The organism is Ensifer sp. ENS08, assembly GCF_014852195.1.
In the GTDB taxonomy this organism is placed as follows: domain Bacteria; phylum Pseudomonadota; class Alphaproteobacteria; order Rhizobiales; family Rhizobiaceae; genus Ensifer; species Ensifer adhaerens.
The window spans coordinates 755194-774562 of sequence record NZ_JACVBF010000001.1 but is presented as its reverse complement, the minus strand read 5'-3'; the positions used below and the strand labels follow the sequence as shown (position 1 = coordinate 774562).

General features: G+C 63.8%; 16 protein-coding genes. 7 read left to right on the top strand and 9 right to left on the bottom strand.

The window, feature by feature from the left end:
* Positions 1-37: 37 nt before the first annotated feature.
* The 3 genes from IB272_RS03605 to IB272_RS03595 form a co-directional block, all read right to left on the bottom strand.
* The gene (locus IB272_RS03605) at positions 38-3223 is read right to left on the bottom strand and encodes an efflux RND transporter permease subunit (RefSeq protein ID WP_060519801.1); all 3186 of its coding nucleotides are present in this window, start codon (positions 3221-3223) and stop codon (positions 38-40) included.
* Between the two features lie 128 nt (positions 3224-3351).
* Positions 3352-4554 carry an efflux RND transporter periplasmic adaptor subunit gene (locus IB272_RS03600; RefSeq protein WP_034797366.1) on the bottom strand — a complete coding sequence of 401 codons (1203 nt, stop codon included), beginning with the start codon at positions 4552-4554 and terminating at the stop codon, positions 3352-3354.
* A gap of 79 nt (positions 4555-4633) precedes the next feature.
* The gene (locus IB272_RS03595) at positions 4634-5458 is read right to left on the bottom strand and encodes an alpha/beta hydrolase fold domain-containing protein (RefSeq protein ID WP_034797364.1); all 825 of its coding nucleotides are present in this window, start codon (positions 5456-5458) and stop codon (positions 4634-4636) included.
* A 140-nt stretch (positions 5459-5598) separates the two neighbouring features.
* Between IB272_RS03595 and IB272_RS03590 the strand changes: the two genes are divergently transcribed.
* A complete protein-coding gene (locus tag IB272_RS03590; protein WP_034797362.1) occupies positions 5599-6510 on the top strand; it encodes a LysR family transcriptional regulator in 912 nt (303 codons plus the stop codon).
* A 164-nt stretch (positions 6511-6674) separates the two neighbouring features.
* Here the strand turns inward: IB272_RS03590 and IB272_RS03585 are convergent, their stop codons facing one another.
* The 3 genes from IB272_RS03585 to dapD all read right to left on the bottom strand — a co-directional run bounded on the left by IB272_RS03585 (position 6675) and on the right by dapD (position 10031).
* Entirely contained in the window at positions 6675-8645 is a 1971-nt protein-coding gene (locus tag IB272_RS03585) for a DEAD/DEAH box helicase (protein ID WP_060581816.1), read from the bottom strand.
* Positions 8646-8784: 139 nt separating this feature from the next.
* The gene (locus tag IB272_RS03580) at positions 8785-9168 is read right to left on the bottom strand and encodes a DUF805 domain-containing protein (RefSeq protein ID WP_034797357.1); all 384 of its coding nucleotides are present in this window, start codon (positions 9166-9168) and stop codon (positions 8785-8787) included.
* Positions 9169-9173: 5 nt separating this feature from the next.
* The gene (dapD, locus tag IB272_RS03575; RefSeq protein WP_034797345.1) at positions 9174-10031 is read right to left on the bottom strand and encodes a 2,3,4,5-tetrahydropyridine-2,6-dicarboxylate N-succinyltransferase; all 858 of its coding nucleotides are present in this window, start codon (positions 10029-10031) and stop codon (positions 9174-9176) included.
* Positions 10032-10396: 365 nt separating this feature from the next.
* On the opposite strand from dapD, the gene IB272_RS03570 reads away from it, so the two are divergent.
* Entirely contained in the window at positions 10397-11296 is a 900-nt protein-coding gene (locus IB272_RS03570) for an LOG family protein (protein ID WP_034797342.1), read from the top strand.
* Positions 11297-11403: 107 nt separating this feature from the next.
* Here IB272_RS03570 and IB272_RS03565 read toward each other — a convergent pair whose 3' ends face one another.
* A complete protein-coding gene (locus IB272_RS03565; RefSeq protein ID WP_192444214.1) occupies positions 11404-11925 on the bottom strand; it encodes an EF-hand domain-containing protein in 522 nt (173 codons plus the stop codon).
* A gap of 168 nt (positions 11926-12093) precedes the next feature.
* Positions 12094-12807, bottom strand: a complete 714-nt coding sequence (locus IB272_RS03560; RefSeq protein ID WP_060519808.1) for a pyrimidine 5'-nucleotidase — start codon at positions 12805-12807, stop codon at positions 12094-12096.
* 155 nt (positions 12808-12962) lie between these two features.
* On the opposite strand from IB272_RS03560, the gene IB272_RS03555 reads away from it, so the two are divergent.
* The 5 genes from IB272_RS03555 (at position 12963) to bchE (ending at position 18308) form a co-directional block, all read left to right on the top strand.
* Positions 12963-13754: a sterol desaturase family protein gene (locus IB272_RS03555; RefSeq protein ID WP_060581818.1), complete on the top strand. Its 792-nt coding sequence runs from the start codon at positions 12963-12965 to the stop codon at positions 13752-13754.
* Between the two features lie 58 nt (positions 13755-13812).
* Positions 13813-14727, top strand: coding sequence for a DMT family transporter (locus tag IB272_RS03550; protein ID WP_034797329.1), 915 nt, complete (start codon positions 13813-13815; stop codon positions 14725-14727).
* Between the two features lie 57 nt (positions 14728-14784).
* Positions 14785-15864, top strand: a complete 1080-nt coding sequence (locus tag IB272_RS03545; protein WP_192444213.1) for a trifunctional transcriptional activator/DNA repair protein Ada/methylated-DNA--[protein]-cysteine S-methyltransferase — start codon at positions 14785-14787, stop codon at positions 15862-15864.
* A complete protein-coding gene (locus IB272_RS03540) occupies positions 15861-16631 on the top strand; it encodes an isocitrate lyase/phosphoenolpyruvate mutase family protein (RefSeq protein ID WP_060581820.1) in 771 nt (256 codons plus the stop codon). Before IB272_RS03545 ends, IB272_RS03540 begins: the two co-directional genes overlap by 4 nt.
* Positions 16632-16778: 147 nt before the next feature.
* Positions 16779-18308: a magnesium-protoporphyrin IX monomethyl ester anaerobic oxidative cyclase gene (gene bchE / locus IB272_RS03535; RefSeq protein WP_060581821.1), complete on the top strand. Its 1530-nt coding sequence runs from the start codon at positions 16779-16781 to the stop codon at positions 18306-18308.
* Positions 18309-18372: 64 nt separating this feature from the next.
* Here the strand turns inward: bchE and argB are convergent, their stop codons facing one another.
* Entirely contained in the window at positions 18373-19260 is an 888-nt protein-coding gene (argB, locus tag IB272_RS03530; protein WP_034797321.1) for an acetylglutamate kinase, read from the bottom strand.
* Positions 19261-19369 lie beyond the last annotated feature (109 nt).

The window sequence follows — 19369 nt, the reverse complement described above, 5'->3', positions numbered from 1 at the left end:
GGCCCGCCTGAAGATCGCGAAGGGAATGGAGAAGGGCTTATTCTCCGGGTGCGAGATGCGGCGCTTCGATATGGGCTCCCGCATGCTTCAGAGGCCGCTCGCCAGCGAGTTTGCGGATCAGCACGTAGAACACCGGCGTCATGAAGATGCCGAAGGCGGTGACGCCGATCATGCCGGCAAAGACCGCGATACCCATGGCCGAGCGCATTTCCGCACCGGCGCCGGTCGACATGACAAGCGGCACCACGCCCATGATGAAGGCCATCGAGGTCATCAGGATCGGGCGCAGACGCAGCCGGCTCGCTTCGATCGCCGCCTTGACCGGCGTGCTGCCCGACAGTTCCAGTTCGCGGGCGAACTCGACGATGAGGATGGCATTCTTCGCCGATAGCCCGACCAAGACGATCAGACCGATCTGGGTGAAGACGTTGTTGTCGCCTCCGGTCAGCCAGACACCGACGAGTGCCGCCATGATGCCCATCGGCACGATCAGGATGATGGCGATCGGCAGCGTCAGGCTCTCATACTGGGCCGCAAGCACGAGATAGACGAGCAACAGCGCCAGCGGGAAGACCAGGATGCCGGAGTTGCCAGCCAGGATCTGCTGGTAGGTCAGGTCCGTCCATTCGTAGCCGATGCCCGGAGGCAGGGTTTCAGCGGCGATGCGTTCGATGGCTTCCTGCGCCTGGCCGGACGAGAAACCCGGTGCCGGGCCGCCGTTGATGTCGGCCGACAGGAAGCCGTTGTAGCGGATCGCCCGTTCGGCGCCGACCGTCTGCTCGACCTTGAGAAGCGCCGACAGCGGGATCATCTCGCCGGATTGCGAACGCACCTTCAGCTTGCCGATGTCGTCGGCATGGCTGCGGTAGTTCGCATCCGCCTGGACGCGCACGCTGTAGGTGCGGCCGAAGGCGTTGAAGTCGTTGACGTAGAGCGAGCCGAGGTAGATCTGCAGCGTCTCGAAGACGTCGGTGACGGCCACGCCGAGCTGGCGTGCCTTCACGCGGTCAAGGTCGGCGTAGAGCTGCGGCACGTTGATCTGGTAGCTCGAATAGAGACCGGCCAGCTCCGGTGCCTGGTAGGCCTTGGCGAGGAAGGCCTTGGTCGCCTCGTCGAGCGCCTGGTATCCGAGGCCGTTCTTGTCCTCGAGCTGCAGCTTGAAGCCGCCGGTCGTTCCGAGACCCTGGACGGGCGGCGGCGGGAACATGGCGATGAAAGCATCCTGGATGACGCCGAATTCCTGGTTGAGCTGCATGGCGATCGCGCCGCCGGACAGTTCAGGCGTCTTGCGTTCCTCGAAGGGCTTGAGCGCGACGAAGACGATGCCGGAGTTCGACGAGTTGGTGAAGCCGTTGATCGACAGGCCCGGGAAGGCGATGGCGTTCTCGACGCCCGGGTGCTTGAGCGCAATTTCGCTCATCCGCTTGATCACATCTTCCGAGCGGTCGAGCGTGGCTGCGTCCGGAAGCTGGGCAAAGCCGATCAGGTACTGCTTGTCCTGCGCCGGCACGAAGCCGCCGGGGACCGCGCGAAACAGCGTGAAGGTGACGCCGAGAAGCACGACATAGACCACCATGATCAGCGACTTGCGCGTCAGGATGCGACCCACACCGCGGCCATAGGCTTCCGAGCTTGCCCCGAAGAAGCGGTTGAAGCCGCGGAAGAACCAGCCGAAAAGCCTGTCCATCACCCGCGTCAGCCAGTCCTTCGGCGCGTGGTGGTCCTTCAAGAGAAGGGCAGCCAGCGCCGGGGAGAGCGTCAGCGAGTTGAGCGCCGAGATCACGGTCGAGATGGCGATCGTCAGCGCGAACTGGCGATAGAACTGGCCGGTGAGGCCGGTGATGAAGGCGAGCGGCACGAACACCGCGACGAGCACCAGCGCGATCGCGATGATCGGACCCGAGACTTCCTGCATGGCGCGGTAGGTCGCCTGGACGGGCGACAGTCCCTGCTCGATGTTGCGTTCGACGTTTTCCACCACGACGATCGCGTCGTCGACGACGATGCCGATGGCAAGCACGAGGCCGAAGAGGCTGAGCGCGTTGATCGAGAAGCCGAAGACATACATGACGGCGAAGGTGCCGACGATCGAGACCGGAACGGCGACGAGCGGAATGATCGAGGCGCGCCAGGTCTGCAGGAAGATGATGACGACGAGCACGACCAGCGCGATCGCCTCGAGCAGCGTGTCGACCACGGATTCGATCGAGGCGCGCACGAACTGTGTCGTGTCGTAGACGATGCCGTAGTCGACGCCTTCAGGCATGGTGAGCTTCATCTCGGCCATGGCCTTGCGGACGTCGTCCGAAATCTGGATCGCGTTCGATCCAGGTGCCTGGAAGACCGCCATGCCGACGGCCGGCTTGTTGTCGAGCAACGAGCGCAACGAGTACTCGGACGCGCCCATTTCGACGCGGGCGACATCGCCGAGCCGAGTCACTTCACCCTGGGCGCCGGATTTGACGACGATGTTCTCGAAATCCTCAGGCGTCTGCAGACGGCCCTGCGCGTTGACGGAAAGCTGCAGGTCGAGACCCGGGACGGAAGGCGAGGCGCCGATGACGCCGGCCGCCGCCTGGACGTTCTGGCCGCGCACCGCGTTGGCGATATCGCCTGCGGCAAGGCCGCGCTCGGCTGCCTTCTGCGGGTCGATCCAGATGCGCATCGAATAGTCGCCGCCGCCGAAGATCTGCACCTGGCCGACACCTTCGATGCGGGCCAGCCGGTCCTTGACGTTGAGCACACCGTAGTTGCGCAGATAGTTGATGTCGTACTGGCCGTTGGGCGAAAGCAGGTGCACGACCATGGTCAGGTCGGGCGAGCTCTTGACGGTGGTGACGCCGAGGCGGCGCACCTCCTCGGGCAGCCGCGGCTCGGCCTGCGAGACGCGGTTTTGCACGAGCTGCTGCGCCTGGTCCGGATCGGTGCCGAGCGCGAAGGTGACGGTCAGCGTCATGAGGCCATCGGCGGTCGCCTGGCTCTGCATGTAGAGCATGTCTTCGACGCCGTTGATCTGTTCTTCAAGCGGTGTCGCCACCGTTTCGGCGATGACGGCCGGGTTTGCGCCCGGATATTGCGCGCGCACGACGATCTGCGGCGGGACGACTTCGGGATATTCGGAGATCGGCAGACCGGTCATGCCGATCAGGCCGGCCACGAAGATCAGGACCGACAATACGCCCGCGAAGACCGGGCGGTCGACGAAGAAGCGTGAGAAGTTCATGGTATCCCCCTTGGGATGCGTTCGGGCAGACCTCCGGCGGGCGCGGCGAAAAAACGCGCCGCGCGGCCATGTCTGCAGAGTGATGCCTTGGCTGGAGCCTCTTCACACCGGGCGAAGAGGCGCCGGGATTACTTGGCGATAGAGGCGGTCGTTTCCTCGACCTGCTGCGGCGCCACGACGACGCCGGGGCGAACCCGCTGCAGGCCGTTGACGACGATGTTCTCGCCGGACTTCAGGCCGCTTTCGACGATGCGCAGACCGTCGGAATTCGGCCCCAGCTTCACCTGGCGATACTCGACCTTGTTGTCGGTGCCGACGACGAAGACGAATTTCTTGTCCTGGTCGGAGCCGATGGCGCGGTCGCTGATCACAAGCTTTTCCTCAGGGTCCGGCTCGCCGATGCGGATGCGGACGAACTGTCCGGGGATCAGTCTGCCGTCGGCGTTTTCAAGCGCCGCGCGTACCCGGATCGTGCCGGTTGCCGCATCCACCTCGTTGTTGATGAGCTGGATATGGCCCAAGATCGGCGTGCCCTCGTCAGCGGCGGTGCCGACCTGGACCGGCAGGCGCTCGATCGCGTTGCCGCCGGCCGATGCTGCGAGCCGGGCGAGAGCGGTGGTGACCACTTCTTCGCTGGCGTTGAAGCTCGCATAGATTGGATCGACCGAGACGAGCGTTGTCAGCACAGGCGAGGCGGAACCGGCAGCAACGAGGTTGCCGGCGGTGACGTCGAGCCGGCCGACGCGGCCGGAGATCGGCGCACGGACCTCGGTGTATTGCAGATCGAGTTCGGCCGTGCGCAGCGCCGCCTTGGCCGAACGCACCTCCGCCTGAGCTTCGTCATAGGCGCTGGCGCGCTGGTCGACGCTGCTCTGCGGCACGGCGCTGGTGGTCACCAGCTTGCGGCCGCGCTCGAGCTCGATCTTGGCGAGCGAAACACGCGCTTCGGCAGCCTCGACCTGGGCCTTTGCCCGCTCGACGGCTGCGGCATAGGGCTCGGGATCGATCGTCACCAGGAGGTCACCTTGCTTGACCAGCGCACCTTCGCGGAAGTGGGCTTTCAGGATGGCGCCGCCGACGCGCGGGCGCACCTCGACACGCTCGATCGCTTCAAGGCGTCCGGAGAATTCCTCCCAGGTGGTGATGCGCTTGGACTGCGCCCGCGCCACCGAGACCGGCACGGCCGGCGGAGGAGCGGCGGACGCATCGGTCGCGGCATCGGCCTCGAAATGCTGCGGCAGGCCGAACATGACGGCGGCGCCGCCGCCGACAGACAAAAGGATACTCAGGCCGGCGCCCCAGAGGGCCCGGCGGGTCACTGTCGATGTCATCTTTTCTCTCCTTGCCGGTTGGGAGCCGGCGCTTTGCGTTCGATGCCAGATCGGGGAATGAGTCTCTGAGCGGCCCCGCCTAACGCACCGTCATTTCCGCCGGCTTTGCCCCCGCCTTCTGGAAGAAGCGGGCGAAGATGCCGGTAATTTCCTTCTGCTGTGCCGACCAGCTTTCGCCGGTGCCTGCGTTCTGCGGCAACCATCCGGCGCGTCCGGGCAGCACGTGGGATTCGACCGCCACGCCCGCCTTGCGCAGGCGCTCGGCATAGGCTTCAGCCTCGTCGCGCATCGGACACTCTTCGCTGGTCACGATCAGCGAAGGCACGAGGCCGGCGAGCCGCGTACAGTGGGCCGGCGCGGCGTAAGGGTGGGTGAAGCCACCGTTCTGGCCGAGATAGCGCTGCCAGCCGTCGGCGATCGATTGCGCCGAGGACTGGGGACAGTATTGACGGAACGATGCCGTAGCCAGGCACGGATCCAGCATCGGCGACAGCAGGATCTGGCCCTTGAGATCGGTCAGATACTGGTCTCGCGCCATCAGCGCGGCCCCGGCGGCGACATTGCCGCCAGCCTCTTCGCCGGCCACGAACAGCGACGACTTCTTGTGTGCGAACTGCGGGCAGCGCGCGCGCATCGACGACAGCATGGCATAGGCGACATCGAGGGCCGCAGGAAAGGGATTGAGGCAGGCCGCGGAATATTCCGGAGATATCACCACCGCTCCGGCTGCCGCGAGTGCCTCAGCAACGCGCTCGCCGGCAGCGATCGTTCCGCCGACGAAGGAGCCGCCATGCAGGTGCAGTACGATCGGCGGCGGATTGAGCAGGGTCTCGCCGCGGTAGACGCGTGCGGTGCACGAGCCTTGGCCCGTCTGCATCGTCTCCACTTTGAACTGTTCGCCCATCTCTCTTGCCTTCGGCCCGAGCCAAACCCACATGTGGCGACAACACGCCATGATAGGAGAATAGCATTGTCTTCTGTCTGGAATAGTCTTTTCAATCTGATTACACTATTCGTATTCTCGAACAATTACGGCTCTTGAAAATGGACCAGCTCACGGCCATGCGCGCCTTTCTCCGGGTCGTCGAAACCGGAAATTTCACCCGCGCTTCCGCTTCGCTGAATATGCCCAAGGCGACATTGACCAATCTCATCCAGGGATTGGAGGCGCACCTGCGCACAAAACTTCTGAACCGCACCACCCGCCGGGTGCTGGTAACGCCCGATGGCGCGCTCTATTACGAACGCGCGGCACGCCTTTTGACCGACCTCGACGAACTCGACGGCAGTCTTTCGAGCGCCCAGACCTTGCCGAAGGGACGGCTCAGGGTGGAGATGGCAAGCGCGATTGCCAACCTGATCGTGATCCCCGCGCTACCGGAGTTTCACAAGCGTTATCCCGACATCCAGATAGACCTCGGGGTCTCGGACAGGACGGTGGACTACGTGGCCGAGAATGTCGATTGCGCCATTCGCGTCGGTGCGCTCACCGACCAGTCCCTGATCGCGCGCCGCATCACCGAGATGAGCTTCGTCGCCTGCGCAGCGCCCGATTACCTCTCGCGCCACGCGATCCCGCAGCATCCGTCGGATCTCTCGAAGAACTGCTACGTCGTCGGCTACTTCCGGCCGCAGACCGGGCAGCAGTTGCCGTTCTACTTCAAGCGCGGCAACGAGGAGATCGAGGTAAACGGCCGCTATGCCGTGGCGGCGAATGAAGCCACCACCTATCTCGCGGCGGCGCGAGCCGGCCTCGGCGTCATTCAGGCGCCGCGTTTCATGGTGCGCGAGGACCTCGAGACCGGCGCCATGCGGCCGGTGCTGGAGGATTGGGAAGTCGAGCCCATGCCGATCTATCTCGTCTATCCGCCGAACCGGCACCTGAGCAGCCGGCTGCGCGTCTTTGCCGACTGGGTGGTCAAGATTGTCGCCCAGTCGCAGCTCGACGCTGCCTGACCGTCACGCGCGCTGGCTCGGTGCCATGCATGATCCACGTTGCGCTGAGCGTCCGGGCGGAGTGCCGGGACCGCTCGCTCCCCGGTCCTCGGAATAACAAAAAAAGGCGCCGCGATCGGATCGCAGCGCCTTGTTGATTGGCTTTTGGGTTGCCGTCGCCGGGCTCAGCCCTGGCGGTTCTTGGCGTTGCCCTTCGGCTTGGTTTTGGGCTTGAAGCCGCCGTCCTTGCCAGCGTCCGTCTTGCCCTTCTTCTTGTTGCCCCAGGGCTTTTCGGCGCCCTTCGCCGGCGGCCTGTCCTCGGTATGGGCGGGCCCATCGCTATAGGCGGCCTTCTTTTCGAACTTGCGCTTCGGCTTGAAGTCGCCGCGGTCGTCATTGCGAGCGGCGTCGTCGGAATAGGGGCGCTTCTTGGCAAAGCCCGGCTTATCCTTGGAGAAGTTCGGCTTGTCCCTCGAGAAACTCGGTTTTTCCTGGCGCTGCTGCGACAGATCCGGCGCACCGGCGAGCGGCTTCACGCGGATGCCCTTCTCCAGCATCTTGTCTTTGCCGATCGCCGACAGGAAGCGTTCGGCGCCTTCGGCGGTCATCTCGACGAAGGTCTCTTCCTGCTGCATGCGGATCGCGCCGATGTCGCGCTTGGTCAGCTTGCCGTGACGGCAGAGCATCGGGATAAGCCAACGCGGCTCCGCACTCTGCTTGCGGCCGACGGACAGCGAGAACCAGCTGCCGTCGCTGAAGTCGGCGCGCTCGGCGCCGAAGTCCTCGCGCGGTGCACGATCATCGCGCGGTGCGCGTTCGTCGCGGCGCGGCTTGGCGCCGACAGCGACTTCGATCAGGTCTTCCGGAGCGGACCGTCCGGAACGGAACTGGCGTACGAAGGCGGCGGCCATCTGCTCGGCACCGTGGCGCTCGATAAGTGCTGCCACGATCGCCTGTTCGTCCTCGCGGATCGGCTCGGCAAAGCTCGTATCGGCAAGCAGGCGCTCGTCGTCACGTTGGCTGACCTCGTCGGCCGACGGCGGGCGTGCCCAGGTCGCGGTAATCCGGCCGCCGTCGAGCAGGCGCTCAGCCTTGCGGCGCTGGTTGACCGGCACGATAAGGGCGCTGACGCCCTTCTGACCGGCGCGTCCGGTGCGGCCGCTGCGGTGAAGCAGCGTCTCGGAGTTGGTTGGCAGATCGGCGTGAATGACCAGTTCCAGGCCCGGTAGGTCGATGCCGCGGGCGGCAACGTCGGTCGCAATGCAGACGCGGGCGCGGCCGTCGCGCATGGCCTGAAGGGCGTGGGTGCGTTCGTTCTGGCTGAGCTCGCCCGAAAGCGCCACCACCGAGAAGCCGCGGTTGTTGAAGCGGGCGGTCAGATGGTTGACCGCGGCGCGGGTCGAGCAGAACACGATGGCGTTGCGCGCTTCGTAAAAGCGCAGCACGTTGATGATCGCGTTTTCGCGATCGTTCGGCGCAACGGTGAGCGCGCGGTATTCGATATCGACATGCTGCTTCTGTTCGGAAGCGGTGCTGATGCGTACGGCGTCGCGCTGGTAGTTCTTGGCAAGCGTTGCGATCGACTTCGGCACGGTCGCCGAGAACATCAGGGTGCGGCGATCGTCCGGGGACTCTTCGAGAATGAATTCGAGGTCTTCGCGGAAGCCGAGGTCGAGCATTTCGTCGGCTTCGTCGAGAACGATGGCGCGCAGCGAAGAAATGTCGAGCGAGTTGCGGCGAATATGGTCACAAAGGCGACCGGGCGTGCCGACGACGATGTGGGCGCCGCGTTCCAGCGTGCGCTTCTCGGTGCGCATGTCCATGCCGCCGACACACGAGGCGATCGTCGCGCCGGTCTCACCGTAGAGCCACTCAAGCTCGCGCTTGACCTGAAGCGCCAGTTCGCGCGTCGGTGCGATGGCGAGCGCCAGGGGGGCACCGGCAGGCCCGAAGCGGCGTTCGTCGCCAAGCAGCGTCGGCGCCAGCGCCAAGCCGAAGGCGACCGTCTTGCCGGAACCGGTCTGCGCCGAAACCAGGGCGTCGCGCCCGGCGAGTTCCGGATCGCGCATCGCCTGTTGAACCGGCGTCAATTCGTTGTAACCGCGTTTTGCCAACGCCTCGGCGATCGCAGGCGCGATCCCTTCGAATTCAGTCATATCTTGTCTTTCGGATATCGGTCGTAGAGCCCAGGACGAACGGATCGTCTCGGCGCCAATTGCCGCGGCCAACACGTCGCGGGCCTGTCATGGCGCGCTACATACGCGCTCACGCGGTTCTTGTACAGGGGCGAAGGGTTCAAGGGCCGGGTTCGTCGCTGCGCGCGCCGAACTCGTTGGGCCCCTGATCGCCCGGCCAGAGGCAAAGGGCGATGAAGACGACCGGGCTCAAGACCGGGATAAACAGAGTGAGGGAAAGCGGGCCGGGATAGCCGATATCGTGCAGGCGCTTGATCGCCAGCATGGCGATGGAGGGCAGCGAGACGAGGCTCGAGACGACGAATGCCAGCGTCCAGAGCGCCAGCACCGTCTCATTGCCCTCGTTGGCAACCATCCGGGCGACCATGAAGCCGCCGATCAGGAACCAGAACAACCAGGAGAGAAAGAAGGGCAGGCGGCCGATGCGACCGGAGGGGCTGAAGAACAGCCAGGTCATGCTCGGCTGCGGCCCCTCCGGTGTCATCGCGATCAGTCCCGAAGCAGTTCGTTGATGCCGGTCTTCGAGCGGGTCTTCTCGTCGACGCGCTTGACGATGACGGCGCAGTAGAGGTTCGGCGCCGGCTGGCCGTTGCCCATGGTCGAGCCCGACGGCATCGAACCTGCGACGACGACCGAGTAGGGCGGCACTTCGCCATAGGTCACTTCGCCGGTGGCGCGGTCGACGATCTTGGTCGACTTGCCGATGAAGACGCCCATGCCGAGGACGGAGCCTTCGCGCACGATGCAGCCTTCGACGACTTCCGAGCGGGCGCCGATGAAGCAGTTGTCTTCAATGATCGTCGGGCCGGCCTGCATCGGCTCCAGCACGCCGCCGATGCCGACGCCGCCCGAAAGGTGCACGTTCTTGCCGATCTGGGCGCAGGAGCCGACCGTTGCCCAGGTATCGACCATCGTGCCTTCGCCGACATAGGCGCCGAGATTGACGAAGGAGGGCATCAGGATGGCGTTGGGGGCGATGTAGGCCGAACGGCGCACGACGCAGTTCGGAACGGCGCGGAAACCGGCCTTCTCGAACTCGTTGACGCTCCAGCCGTCGAACTTCGAGGGCACCTTGTCCCACCAGACCGACTGGCCCGGGCCGCCCTTGACGATTTCCATCGGGTTGAGGCGGAAGGAGAGCAGTACGGCCTTCTTCAGCCACTGATTGACCGTCCAGTTACCGTCTTCGCCGCGCTGTGCGACGCGGACCTTGCCGCTGTCGAGCAGGTTCAGCGCCGTCTCGACGGCATCGCGCACCGCGCCGCGCGTTCCGGTGTTGACGGAGTCGCGGTCTTCAAAGGCGGCTTCGATCGTCTGCGACAGGGAGGCGAGGTCGTGGTTCGTCATCGGAATTCCTTAAAGTTCGGCGGTTATCCTGCGAAAGCTCTACTGCATAAATCCGAAAATCGGAATCGATTTAAGGACAAAATTATGCAGCAGATCTAGCTGCTGCAGCGACCTTGACACGTCCTGAGCGGCGGTGGCTGCACGACGTGATCCTGAAAAGTTGAAGGGCTTTTCAGGTCCCTGGAGTGGCCGGGGCTTGGCAAACTGAGGCGAACACGGCACTACAGCGCCGCGTACCCGTTCGGGATGCGCAAAGGCCGCCGCAGCGCGCTGATGCGCTTGCGACCTTCATGACCGAGGATTGAGGATAGGACGCGTCTGGACGAGATGCCGATTGTCCGGAACGCGACGGGAAAGACGAGAATATGGCACGCATGAAGAAGCGCGCTCTGCGCCGCAAAGATGGGGTCTGGGATCCGCTGGCCGACAGCTCGCAGAGCCGGCAACGCGCACAGACCGTTCCGGTCACGCCGCAATCGGCTTCGCCTTCCTATCGCCTCGCCTATATCGACGACGATTTTCTCTGCCGCGAGGAACTGCGCCCGATCCGGCTGCAGCTCGAACTCCTGAAGACCGAAATGATGCTGGAAGAGCGCGGCATCAACTCCACCGTCGTCATGTTCGGCGGCGCTCGCATTCCTGAGCCCGGCGGCGACGCCTGGGCGGCGAAGAACGAGACGCAGCGCAAGAACCTCGAAGCCGCCTCGGTCTATTACGAGGAAGCACGCAAGTTCGCGCGGCTCTGCTCCGAGCATTCGGCCAAGCTGCACTACAAGGAATATGTCGTCGTCACCGGCGGTGGGCCGGGCGTGATGGAAGCCGGCAATCGCGGCGCCGATGATGTCGGCGCGCCGTCGATCGGCCTCAACATCGTGCTGCCGCACGAGCAGGCGCCCAATCGCTACGTGACGCCCGAACTGTCGTTCAACTTCCACTATTTCGCCATCCGCAAGATGCACTTCCTGTTGCGCGCCAAGGCCGTCACCGTTTTCCCGGGCGGCTTCGGTACGCTGGACGAGCTCTTCGAGACGATGACGCTGATGCAGACCGGGCGTCTTGCGCTGGTTCCGCTCATTCTCTTCGGGGAAAAATTCTGGCGCTCGATCGTCAATTTCGAGGCGCTTGCCGAATTCGGCACGATCGCGCCGAACGACGTCGATCTGGTCCAGTTCGTCGAAACGGCCGATGAAGCCTGGGATATCATTTCCCGCTTCTATGAAACGGTCGACCCGAAGTCCGTTCCGATGGCAAACGGCCGCCGCTGATCGTAGCGGTCCAAAAAAAAGCGCATAGCCCCTCGCTGGGGGAGCAAGGGGCTATGGGCTAGGCAGGAGCCTCTCCACCGGGCGGTGGGGAGAGAGAAGAGCTCCCGTCAGATCTTTTTGGTGAAGTCGGCCGCGTCTATGACGCCGTCGCCATTCTTGTCGCGCCGCTTGAACATGGCTTCCGCGGCGCTTGAAACTTCGCTGGCGCTCAAGGAACCGTTGCCGTCGGCATCGACACGCTTGAAGGCCTTCGGGCGCAGCCCAGGCAGCATGGCCGGGCGGGCTTCCCTCAGCTTGGCAATGGCGGTCTCGCGCTCCGTGCCTGTCTTGGCCTTGGCTTCCTTCCAGGTCTTGCGCGCCTCACGAAAGGCCTCGCGCTTGACCTTCATTTCTTCGGCGCTGATCTGCCCGTCGCCATTGGTATCGAAGGTTTTGAAGTTGTCGGAGATCCGTGCCTGGAACTCGGTGAGCGAAACCTTCTGGTCCTTGTTGGTGTCGAGGCGCTCTATCATGCGCTGGCCGCGCTGCTCGGGCGTCATCTTTTCGCGGGCAGCAAAGGAGGGGGAGGCCATTCCGGTGACGGCGACGGAGAGTGCAGCCACGCCGAGGATCAGGGTCTTGTTCGGCATCATGCGTCCTTTCGATCGGTTGTTTCTGATCGCAAGGATAGACGCGGGTGCAGCCGACGCCAGTTAAACTTTGGTAATTTAAGTCATTGGCCGAAAAGGGGTTTTTCGGCGGCAAAATTGTGTCGCAGCGGGCGGGACGCCGTCTTTGCGGCGTCCGCCAGCGCCACTCTAGAGATCTGTGAGGAGGCTCCGCAGGAAGCCGGTGAGGTCTTCCGTCACGTAGTCGATCTGCTCGTCGGTGTCGTTCGACTTTTCCCACGATTCCGCAAAGGTGTATTCGAGGTTCTGCGGCACCAGCAGCACCGTCTTCATGCCCAGCGCCTTCGGCACGAGGAGATTGCGCGGCAGGTCCTCGAACATCACGGCATTGCGGGTATCGACCCGGTGCAGGCTCATGAACTTGTCATAGGTCTCGCCCGCGGGCTTCGGCACGAAGTCGGCGGCGACGATATCGAAGATGTCGTCGAAATGGTCGAGGATCCCGAGCGCCCGGGCCGTCATCTGCGCATGGGCAACGCTGCCATTGGTGAAGATGAACTTGCGGCCGGGAAGCGACTTGATCGCTTCGCCGAGCGCCGGGTCGGCCGGAACGATCGAATAGTCGATCGCATGGGCCTGCTCGAGGAACTCGTTCGGGTCGATGCCGTGATGGACCATCAGGCCTTTGAGCGTCGTGCCATGGTCGCGGTAATAGTCCTTCTGCAGCTTCTTGGCGTCGGCCGGATCGAGCGACAAAAGCTTCGCCACATAGGCCGTCATGTTGCGGTCGATCTGCGCAAACAGGTTGACGTGGTGGGGATAGAGCGTGTTGTCGAGGTCGAAGACCCAGTCGGTGACATGGGCGAACTCGGAGCGGGTCGGCAGGCGGGCGAGCTTTTTCATGACCGCCTTATGACACGACCGACCGTGGCGGCAAACGGGAAAATGGCGATGCGGGGCCGGGCGTAATGCTGTCGCATAGATTAGCGCTTTGAATTGGCGGTTGTGCGTGGCATCTTCCGGCTCGCGCGGTTTTTGGCTCGGGGATGCGGATGCCAATGTCGAACGAAGTATTCTATCTGCTCTTTCTGTTCGGATTTTACACGTTCACCGTCGTTACCTATTTCGCGCTTGGCTATGGCATCACATGGCTCAACGAGCGCAATCCCGAGCGAAAGATCCAGAAGGGACGCGGTTCCGACAAGCGCCGCAGCGCCGAGATCCGCCAGAGCCTCAAATCGATGTTCAGCGCCTGCCTGCCGCTGACGATCGGACTTTACGCCCAGCAGAAGGGCTGGGCGCCGGCGCCCTGGACGCTCACCTGGTGGAACGCCCTGCCGCTCTTCGTGCTCAGCATGATCCTCTACGATGCCTGGTTCTATTTCATGCACCGGCTGCTGCACACCAAGTGGCTCTACCCGCTGCATGCCCTGCATCATAAAAGCGTCGCGCCGACGATCTGGAGCACCTATTCCGAGGACGTCTTCGACAACTTCCTGCTTCAGAGCTTTTCGGCCGTCGTCGTTTTCGTCGTGCCGTTTCCGCCGCTGGTGCTCATCGCCCATCGGCTGTTCGAACATTTCAACGGCATGATCGGCCATTGCGGCTTCGAGTATTTTGCCGCCTCCACCGCGCGCTACCCGTCTCCGCTGCTGTGCACGACGTTCCATGATCAGCACCATTCGGGCTTCAGGTACAATTACGCCAACTATTTCTCCTTCTGGGACCGTGTGCTGGGAACGCTCGCGCCGAACTACGATCAGCGGGTAAAGACCTTCGAGGACGAGGCGCCCCGGATCACGATCAGCGAGGGCACGGAGCTCGCAGAGGCGCGGGAAAGGGCGGATTAGCAACCGGTCCGTTAGGTGGTCCTTGGCAACGAGCCGGCCTGCATGCTAGCTCGAAACGATGGAAACCTGGGTCCTCATCACCATCGCCGCGGCCTTCCTTCAGAACGTCCGCTCCGCAATGCAGAAACACTTGAAAGGCGTCATGGGCACGACGGGCGCGACCTTCGTGCGCTTCGGCTTCGGCCTGCCGTTCGCCTTCCTCTATCTCGTTGTGCTCTGGCAGGTGGTGGGCCGTCCGCTTCCGGTGCCGAACGGCACTTTCTTCCTCTGGGCGGTGATCGGGGGGCTGGCGCAGATCGCCGCAACCTTCCTGCTCGTCCATCTCTTCTCCTTCCGCAACTTCGCCGTCGGCACCGCCTATTCGCGCACGGAACCGGCGCAGGCAGCGCTTTTCGGCCTGATTTTCCTCGGCGAAAAGGCGAGCGAGGGCACGCTGGTGGCGATCGCCATCTCGGTCGTCGGCGTGATGCTGATTTCGGTGGCGCGCACGACCCTGAGTGCGCGCACGCTGGTGACCTCGGTATTCTCGCGCACGGCCGGCATCGGCTTGCTGTCCGGCACCTTCTTCGGCCTTTCGGCCGTCGCCTACCGTTCTGCGTCGCTGGCACTGGCGCCGAGCCTGCCGGCACCCGACTACATGATGCAGGCAAGCTTCACGCTCGGCTTCGTCATCCTCTTGCAGACCGTGGTCATGCTGATCTGGATCGTGCTGCGCGAACGCGACGAGCTGCCGCGCATCGCGGCTGCCTGGAAGCCGGCCTTTGTCGTCGGTTTCGTCGGCGCGTCTGCCTCCTTCGGCTGGTTCATGGCGATGACCCTGCAGCAGGCGGCCGTCGTCAAGGTCGTCGCCCAGGTGGAAATGCTCTTCACCTTCGCCTCGTCCTTTTTCATCTTCCGCGAATGGATCAACAGACTGGAGCTATTGGGTTGCCTGCTGATCGTGCTCGGTGTCGTCATGCTGGTGCTGATCTGAAAAATAGACGCCCGAAAACCGGCGTCTCCCGAGCTGTGGTCATGCTAGAACCGCGGCATGTTGTTCGATCTTCCCTCCGATGAAACGCTCTACGACGCCTTGATGGCGCGCAGCAGCGAATACGAAGGTTCGGCCTTCGTCTGCGTCAAGACAACAGGCGTCTTCTGCCGCCTGTCCTGCCCGGCCCGCAAGCCGAAGCGGGAAAACACGATCTTCGTCGGCTCGATCGGCACCTGCCTGGAGACGGGTTTCCGTCCCTGCCAGCGCTGCCGGCCGCTTGCCACGTTCGGCGCCAAGGATCCGCTCGTCCAGGAGCTTCTGCAGGCGCTGGAAGCAGCACCGGAGCGCCGTTGGAGCGAGGACGACATCGTGCGCCGCAGGCTTGATCCCTCGACCGTCCGGCGTGCCTTCAAGCGCGCGCTCGGCATCACCTTCCTCGATCTCGCGCGCCATCGTCGCCTGGGGCTCGCCGCCCGCCAGCTCGCCGACGGTGGTCGGGTGATCGACGCCCAGCTCGAGGCCGGCTACGAGTCGCCGAGCGGGTTTCGCGCAGCCTTCCAGCGCCTGCTCGGCGATGCGCCGGCGGCAGCCCAGGGGAGGGCGCTGCTCTCGTCCGATTGGATCGAAACGCCGATCGGGCCGATGGTCGCGGTTGCCGATGCGACGCACCTCCATTTGCTGGAGTTCCACGAACGCAAGGCGCTGCCGACGGAACTGGAGGCGCTGAAGCGCGCGACGCGCTCGGCCATCGTCCCCGGCCGGACGGCGCCGATCGATCAGATCGAAGGCGAGTTGAAGAGCTATTTCGCCGGCGAGGCGGGCGGATTTCAAACTCCGCTTGCGCCCGGGGGAACGCCCTTCGAGCGCAACGTGTGGGCGAAGCTCGTGAAGATTCCCGCCGGCGGGACGCGTTCTTATGGTGACATTGCCCGCGAGGTCGCTACGATCCAGTCCGCACGTGCGGTCGCCAAGGCCAACGGTTCCAACCGGATCGCCATCGTCATTCCGTGCCACCGTTGCATCGGCGCGGATGGCTCATTGACCGGTTACGGTGGCGGGCTCTGGCGGAAACAGTGGCTGCTTCGGCACGAGGCGAAAATGAAACCAGTCAGCCTGTTGGTGGAGGAAACACAATGAACCAGAAGGAAAAGGCGCTCGCCTTCGCCGCCCTGCATAAGAAGGGTGACCCGGTGGTGCTCTACAACATCTGGGATGCCGGCAGCGCCAAGGCCGTGGCAGAGGCCGGTGCCAAGGCGCTTGCGACCGGAAGCTGGTCGGTGGCGGCCGCCCACGGCTTCGGCGACGGCGAGAAGGTGCCTCTGGCCTGGCTTGCCGATATCGCACGCCTGATCGTGGCGAGCACCGACCTGCCCGTCAGCATCGATTTCGAAGGCGCCTACTCCGACGACGCGGCGACCGGTGCCGCCAATGTCTCGCGCATCCTCGACGTCGGCGCCATCGGCATCAACTTCGAGGACCAGGTGGTCGGCAAGGGCGGCGTGCACCCGGTCGAAAAGCAGGCGGCGCGCATCCGCGCCATCCGCGAGATGGCTGACCGGCGCGGCATCCCCCTGTTCATCAATGCCCGCACCGATCTCTTCCTGCAGGAGGGTGACGAGAGCCGGCATGCCGGCCTCGTCGACGAGGCGATCGCCCGCGGCAAGGCCTATGCCGAAGCGGGCGCCAGCGGCTTCTTCGTACCGTGGCTGGTGGACGAGGCGCTGATCGCCAAGGTCTGTGCCGCCTCGATCCTGCCCGTCAACATCATGATGCGCCCGGCCGCACCCGACCTGAAGACGCTCGCCCGCGCCGGCGTGTCACGCGTCAGCTACGGCCCGGGCCCATACCGCGTGATGATGGAAGAATTGAAGGCGGCGGCGACCGAGGTCTACGCTCCGCGCTGAGCTCGGGGCTCGATGAAATCGCGCTGCGCAAGTGGCGCGATTTCACCGCGAAAACGTACGTTTTCGGCCGCAGCCTGGAGCTGTTATTTCCGCAATCTTCAGCTTTATCGTGTCTCTGGCAATTCTTTGCGACCCACGAGGCACCGTATGAAGATTGTTCTGCTCAATCCGCCGCATACGGCCATCGGCAGCCGTATTCCCGACGATCATCTTCCGCCGCTCGGCCTGCTCGCCGTTGGCGGGCCGCTCATCGATGATGGCCACGCCGTGCGGCTCATCGATTGCGAATTCGGCCCTTTGGGCTTCGAAGAGATTGTCGCACGCGTGCTCGACGACTGCCCGGATCTTCTGCTGATCGGTCATTCGGGGTCGACGTCGGCCCACCCGACGGCCAAGCGTATTGCCAGCGATGTCAGAATGACCGCACCGTCCGTCCGGGTGATCTATGGCGGTGTGTTCCCGACCTATCATTGGCGCGAGGTTCTAAGCGAGAGCGGCGCCTTCGATTACGTCGTCAGGGGAGAGGGCGAAGAGACAGTGCGACGGCTCGTGCGCGCCCTGTCATCCTTAGAACCCTTGAGCGAGGTTCCGGGCATCGCCTATCGCGATGATGACGGGGTTGCGCTCGCCATCCGTCCGACCGAGGCGATCGCCAATCTCGATGCCTACCGCATCGGCTGGGAGTTGATCGAGCATCGGCACTACAGTTATTGGGGCGGAAAACGCGCTGTCGTGCTGCAGTTTTCGAGAGGGTGCCCGCATTTGTGCAACTATTGCGGCCAGCGCGGTTTCTGGACGCGATGGCGGCACCGGGATCCGGTCGCGTTCGCTAAGGAGATCGCCCGCCTCCACCGTGAAGAGGGCGTGGAACTGATCAATCTCGCCGACGAAAACCCGACCTCGTCGCGCAAGGGCTGGCTCGCCTTCCTGAACGCCATGATCGCCGAGAACGTGCCGGTGCAGATCGTCGGCTCGACGCGGGCAGACGATATCGTGCGCGGTGCCGACATATTGCACCTCTATCGCAAGGCCGGTGTCGTGCGTTGGCTGCTCGGAATGGAAAACACTGATGACGCGACGCTGAAGCTGATCAAAAAGGGCGGGACGACCACGAGCGACCGGCAGGCAATCGCGCTCCTGCGCCAGCACGACATTCTTTCAATGGCCACCTGGGTGGTCGGCTTCGAGGAGGAACGCCTGAGCGATCTTTGGCGTGGTTTCAGGCAACTTCTTTCCTACGACCCGGACCAGATCCAGGCGCTCTACGTCACGCCGCACCGGTGGACCCCGTTCTTTGGCCTCGCCAGGGATCGCACCGTCATCGAGCCGGACATGCGCAAGTGGGATTACAAGCATCAGGTGCTGAAGATGAAGCACCTTCACCCGGTCGTGCTTTTTCTGAGCGTGAAATTGATCGAGGTCGCGATCCAGGCGCGGCCAAAGGCCCTTGCGCGCGTCCTCCTGCACCGCGACCCGCAGCAGCGCCATTCGATGCGGTGGTACACCCGCATGGGGCGCAGGGTCTGGTTTCACGAGCTCTACGAATTCGCCTTCCGCCGCCGCCATTTCGCCGCCGGGCCGTCGCTTGAGGCGTTCTGGGGAGCGCCGCAGGAGGCCGAGGAGGAATCGATGTTACCGCCCCGCAGGCGCCATCCATCGGACAGCGCGGCCGCATAAAAAATCCGGAAGCTGTGTGAGACGGCTTCCGGATCCTCGTCATGTCATTGCCGATCGGGTTGCGTCAGGGCACGATCAGCGTGCCGGCGCCGCGCTCGGTGAAGATTTCGAGCAGCACCGAATGGGCCGTCTTGCCGTTGAGGATGACGACGCCCTGAACGCCCGCCTTGATTGCGTCGATGCAGGTCTCGACCTTCGGGATCATCCCGCCGGAAATCGTGCCGTCGGCGATCAGCGCGCGGGCCTGGGATACTGAGAGTTCCTTGATCAGGTTGCCCTGCTTGTCGAGCACGCCGGGAACGTCCGTCAGGAACAGCAGGCGCGTGGCGTTCAGCGCACCGGCGATGGCGCCGGCGAAGGTGTCGGCGTTGATGTTGTAGGTGTGGCCGTCACGGCCGGGCGCGACCGGCGCGATCACCGGGATCATTTCCGAGCGGGCGAGCAGGTCGATCAGCGTGCGGTCGACTTCGACCACTTCGCCGACGAAACCGAGATCGAGGACGCGCTCGATATTGCTATCCGGATCCTTGACGGTCTTGCGTGCCTTTTCGGCGAAGACCATGTTACCGTCCTTGCCGCAAAGGCCGATCGCCCATTCACCCGTCTGGTTGATGAGCGCGACGATCTCCTTGTTGATCGAGCCGGCGAGCACCATCTCGACGATCTCGACCGTCTTTTCGTCGGTGACGCGCAGGCCGCCTTCGAACTTCGATTCGATGCCCATCTTCGTCAGCATGGCGCCGATCTGCGGGCCGCCGCCATGCACGACGATCGGGTTGACGCCCGACTGCTTCAAAAGCGCGATGTCGCTTGCAAAAGCGCGACCGAGCTCGCTGTTACCCATGGCGTGGCCGCCATATTTGACGACGATCGTCTTGTTCTCGTAGCGCTGCATGTAGGGCAGGGCCTGGGTGAGCAGGCGTGCCTGGATTTCACTTTCATTGGCGGACATGGCGGACCCTCGAAAAATACCGGCTGCTGTTTAGCGCAAGTTCCGGATGGATGGAATGATCGGAGAGCAACATAAAGGCCGAATGACGATACGGCTGGTTCAAAGTGAA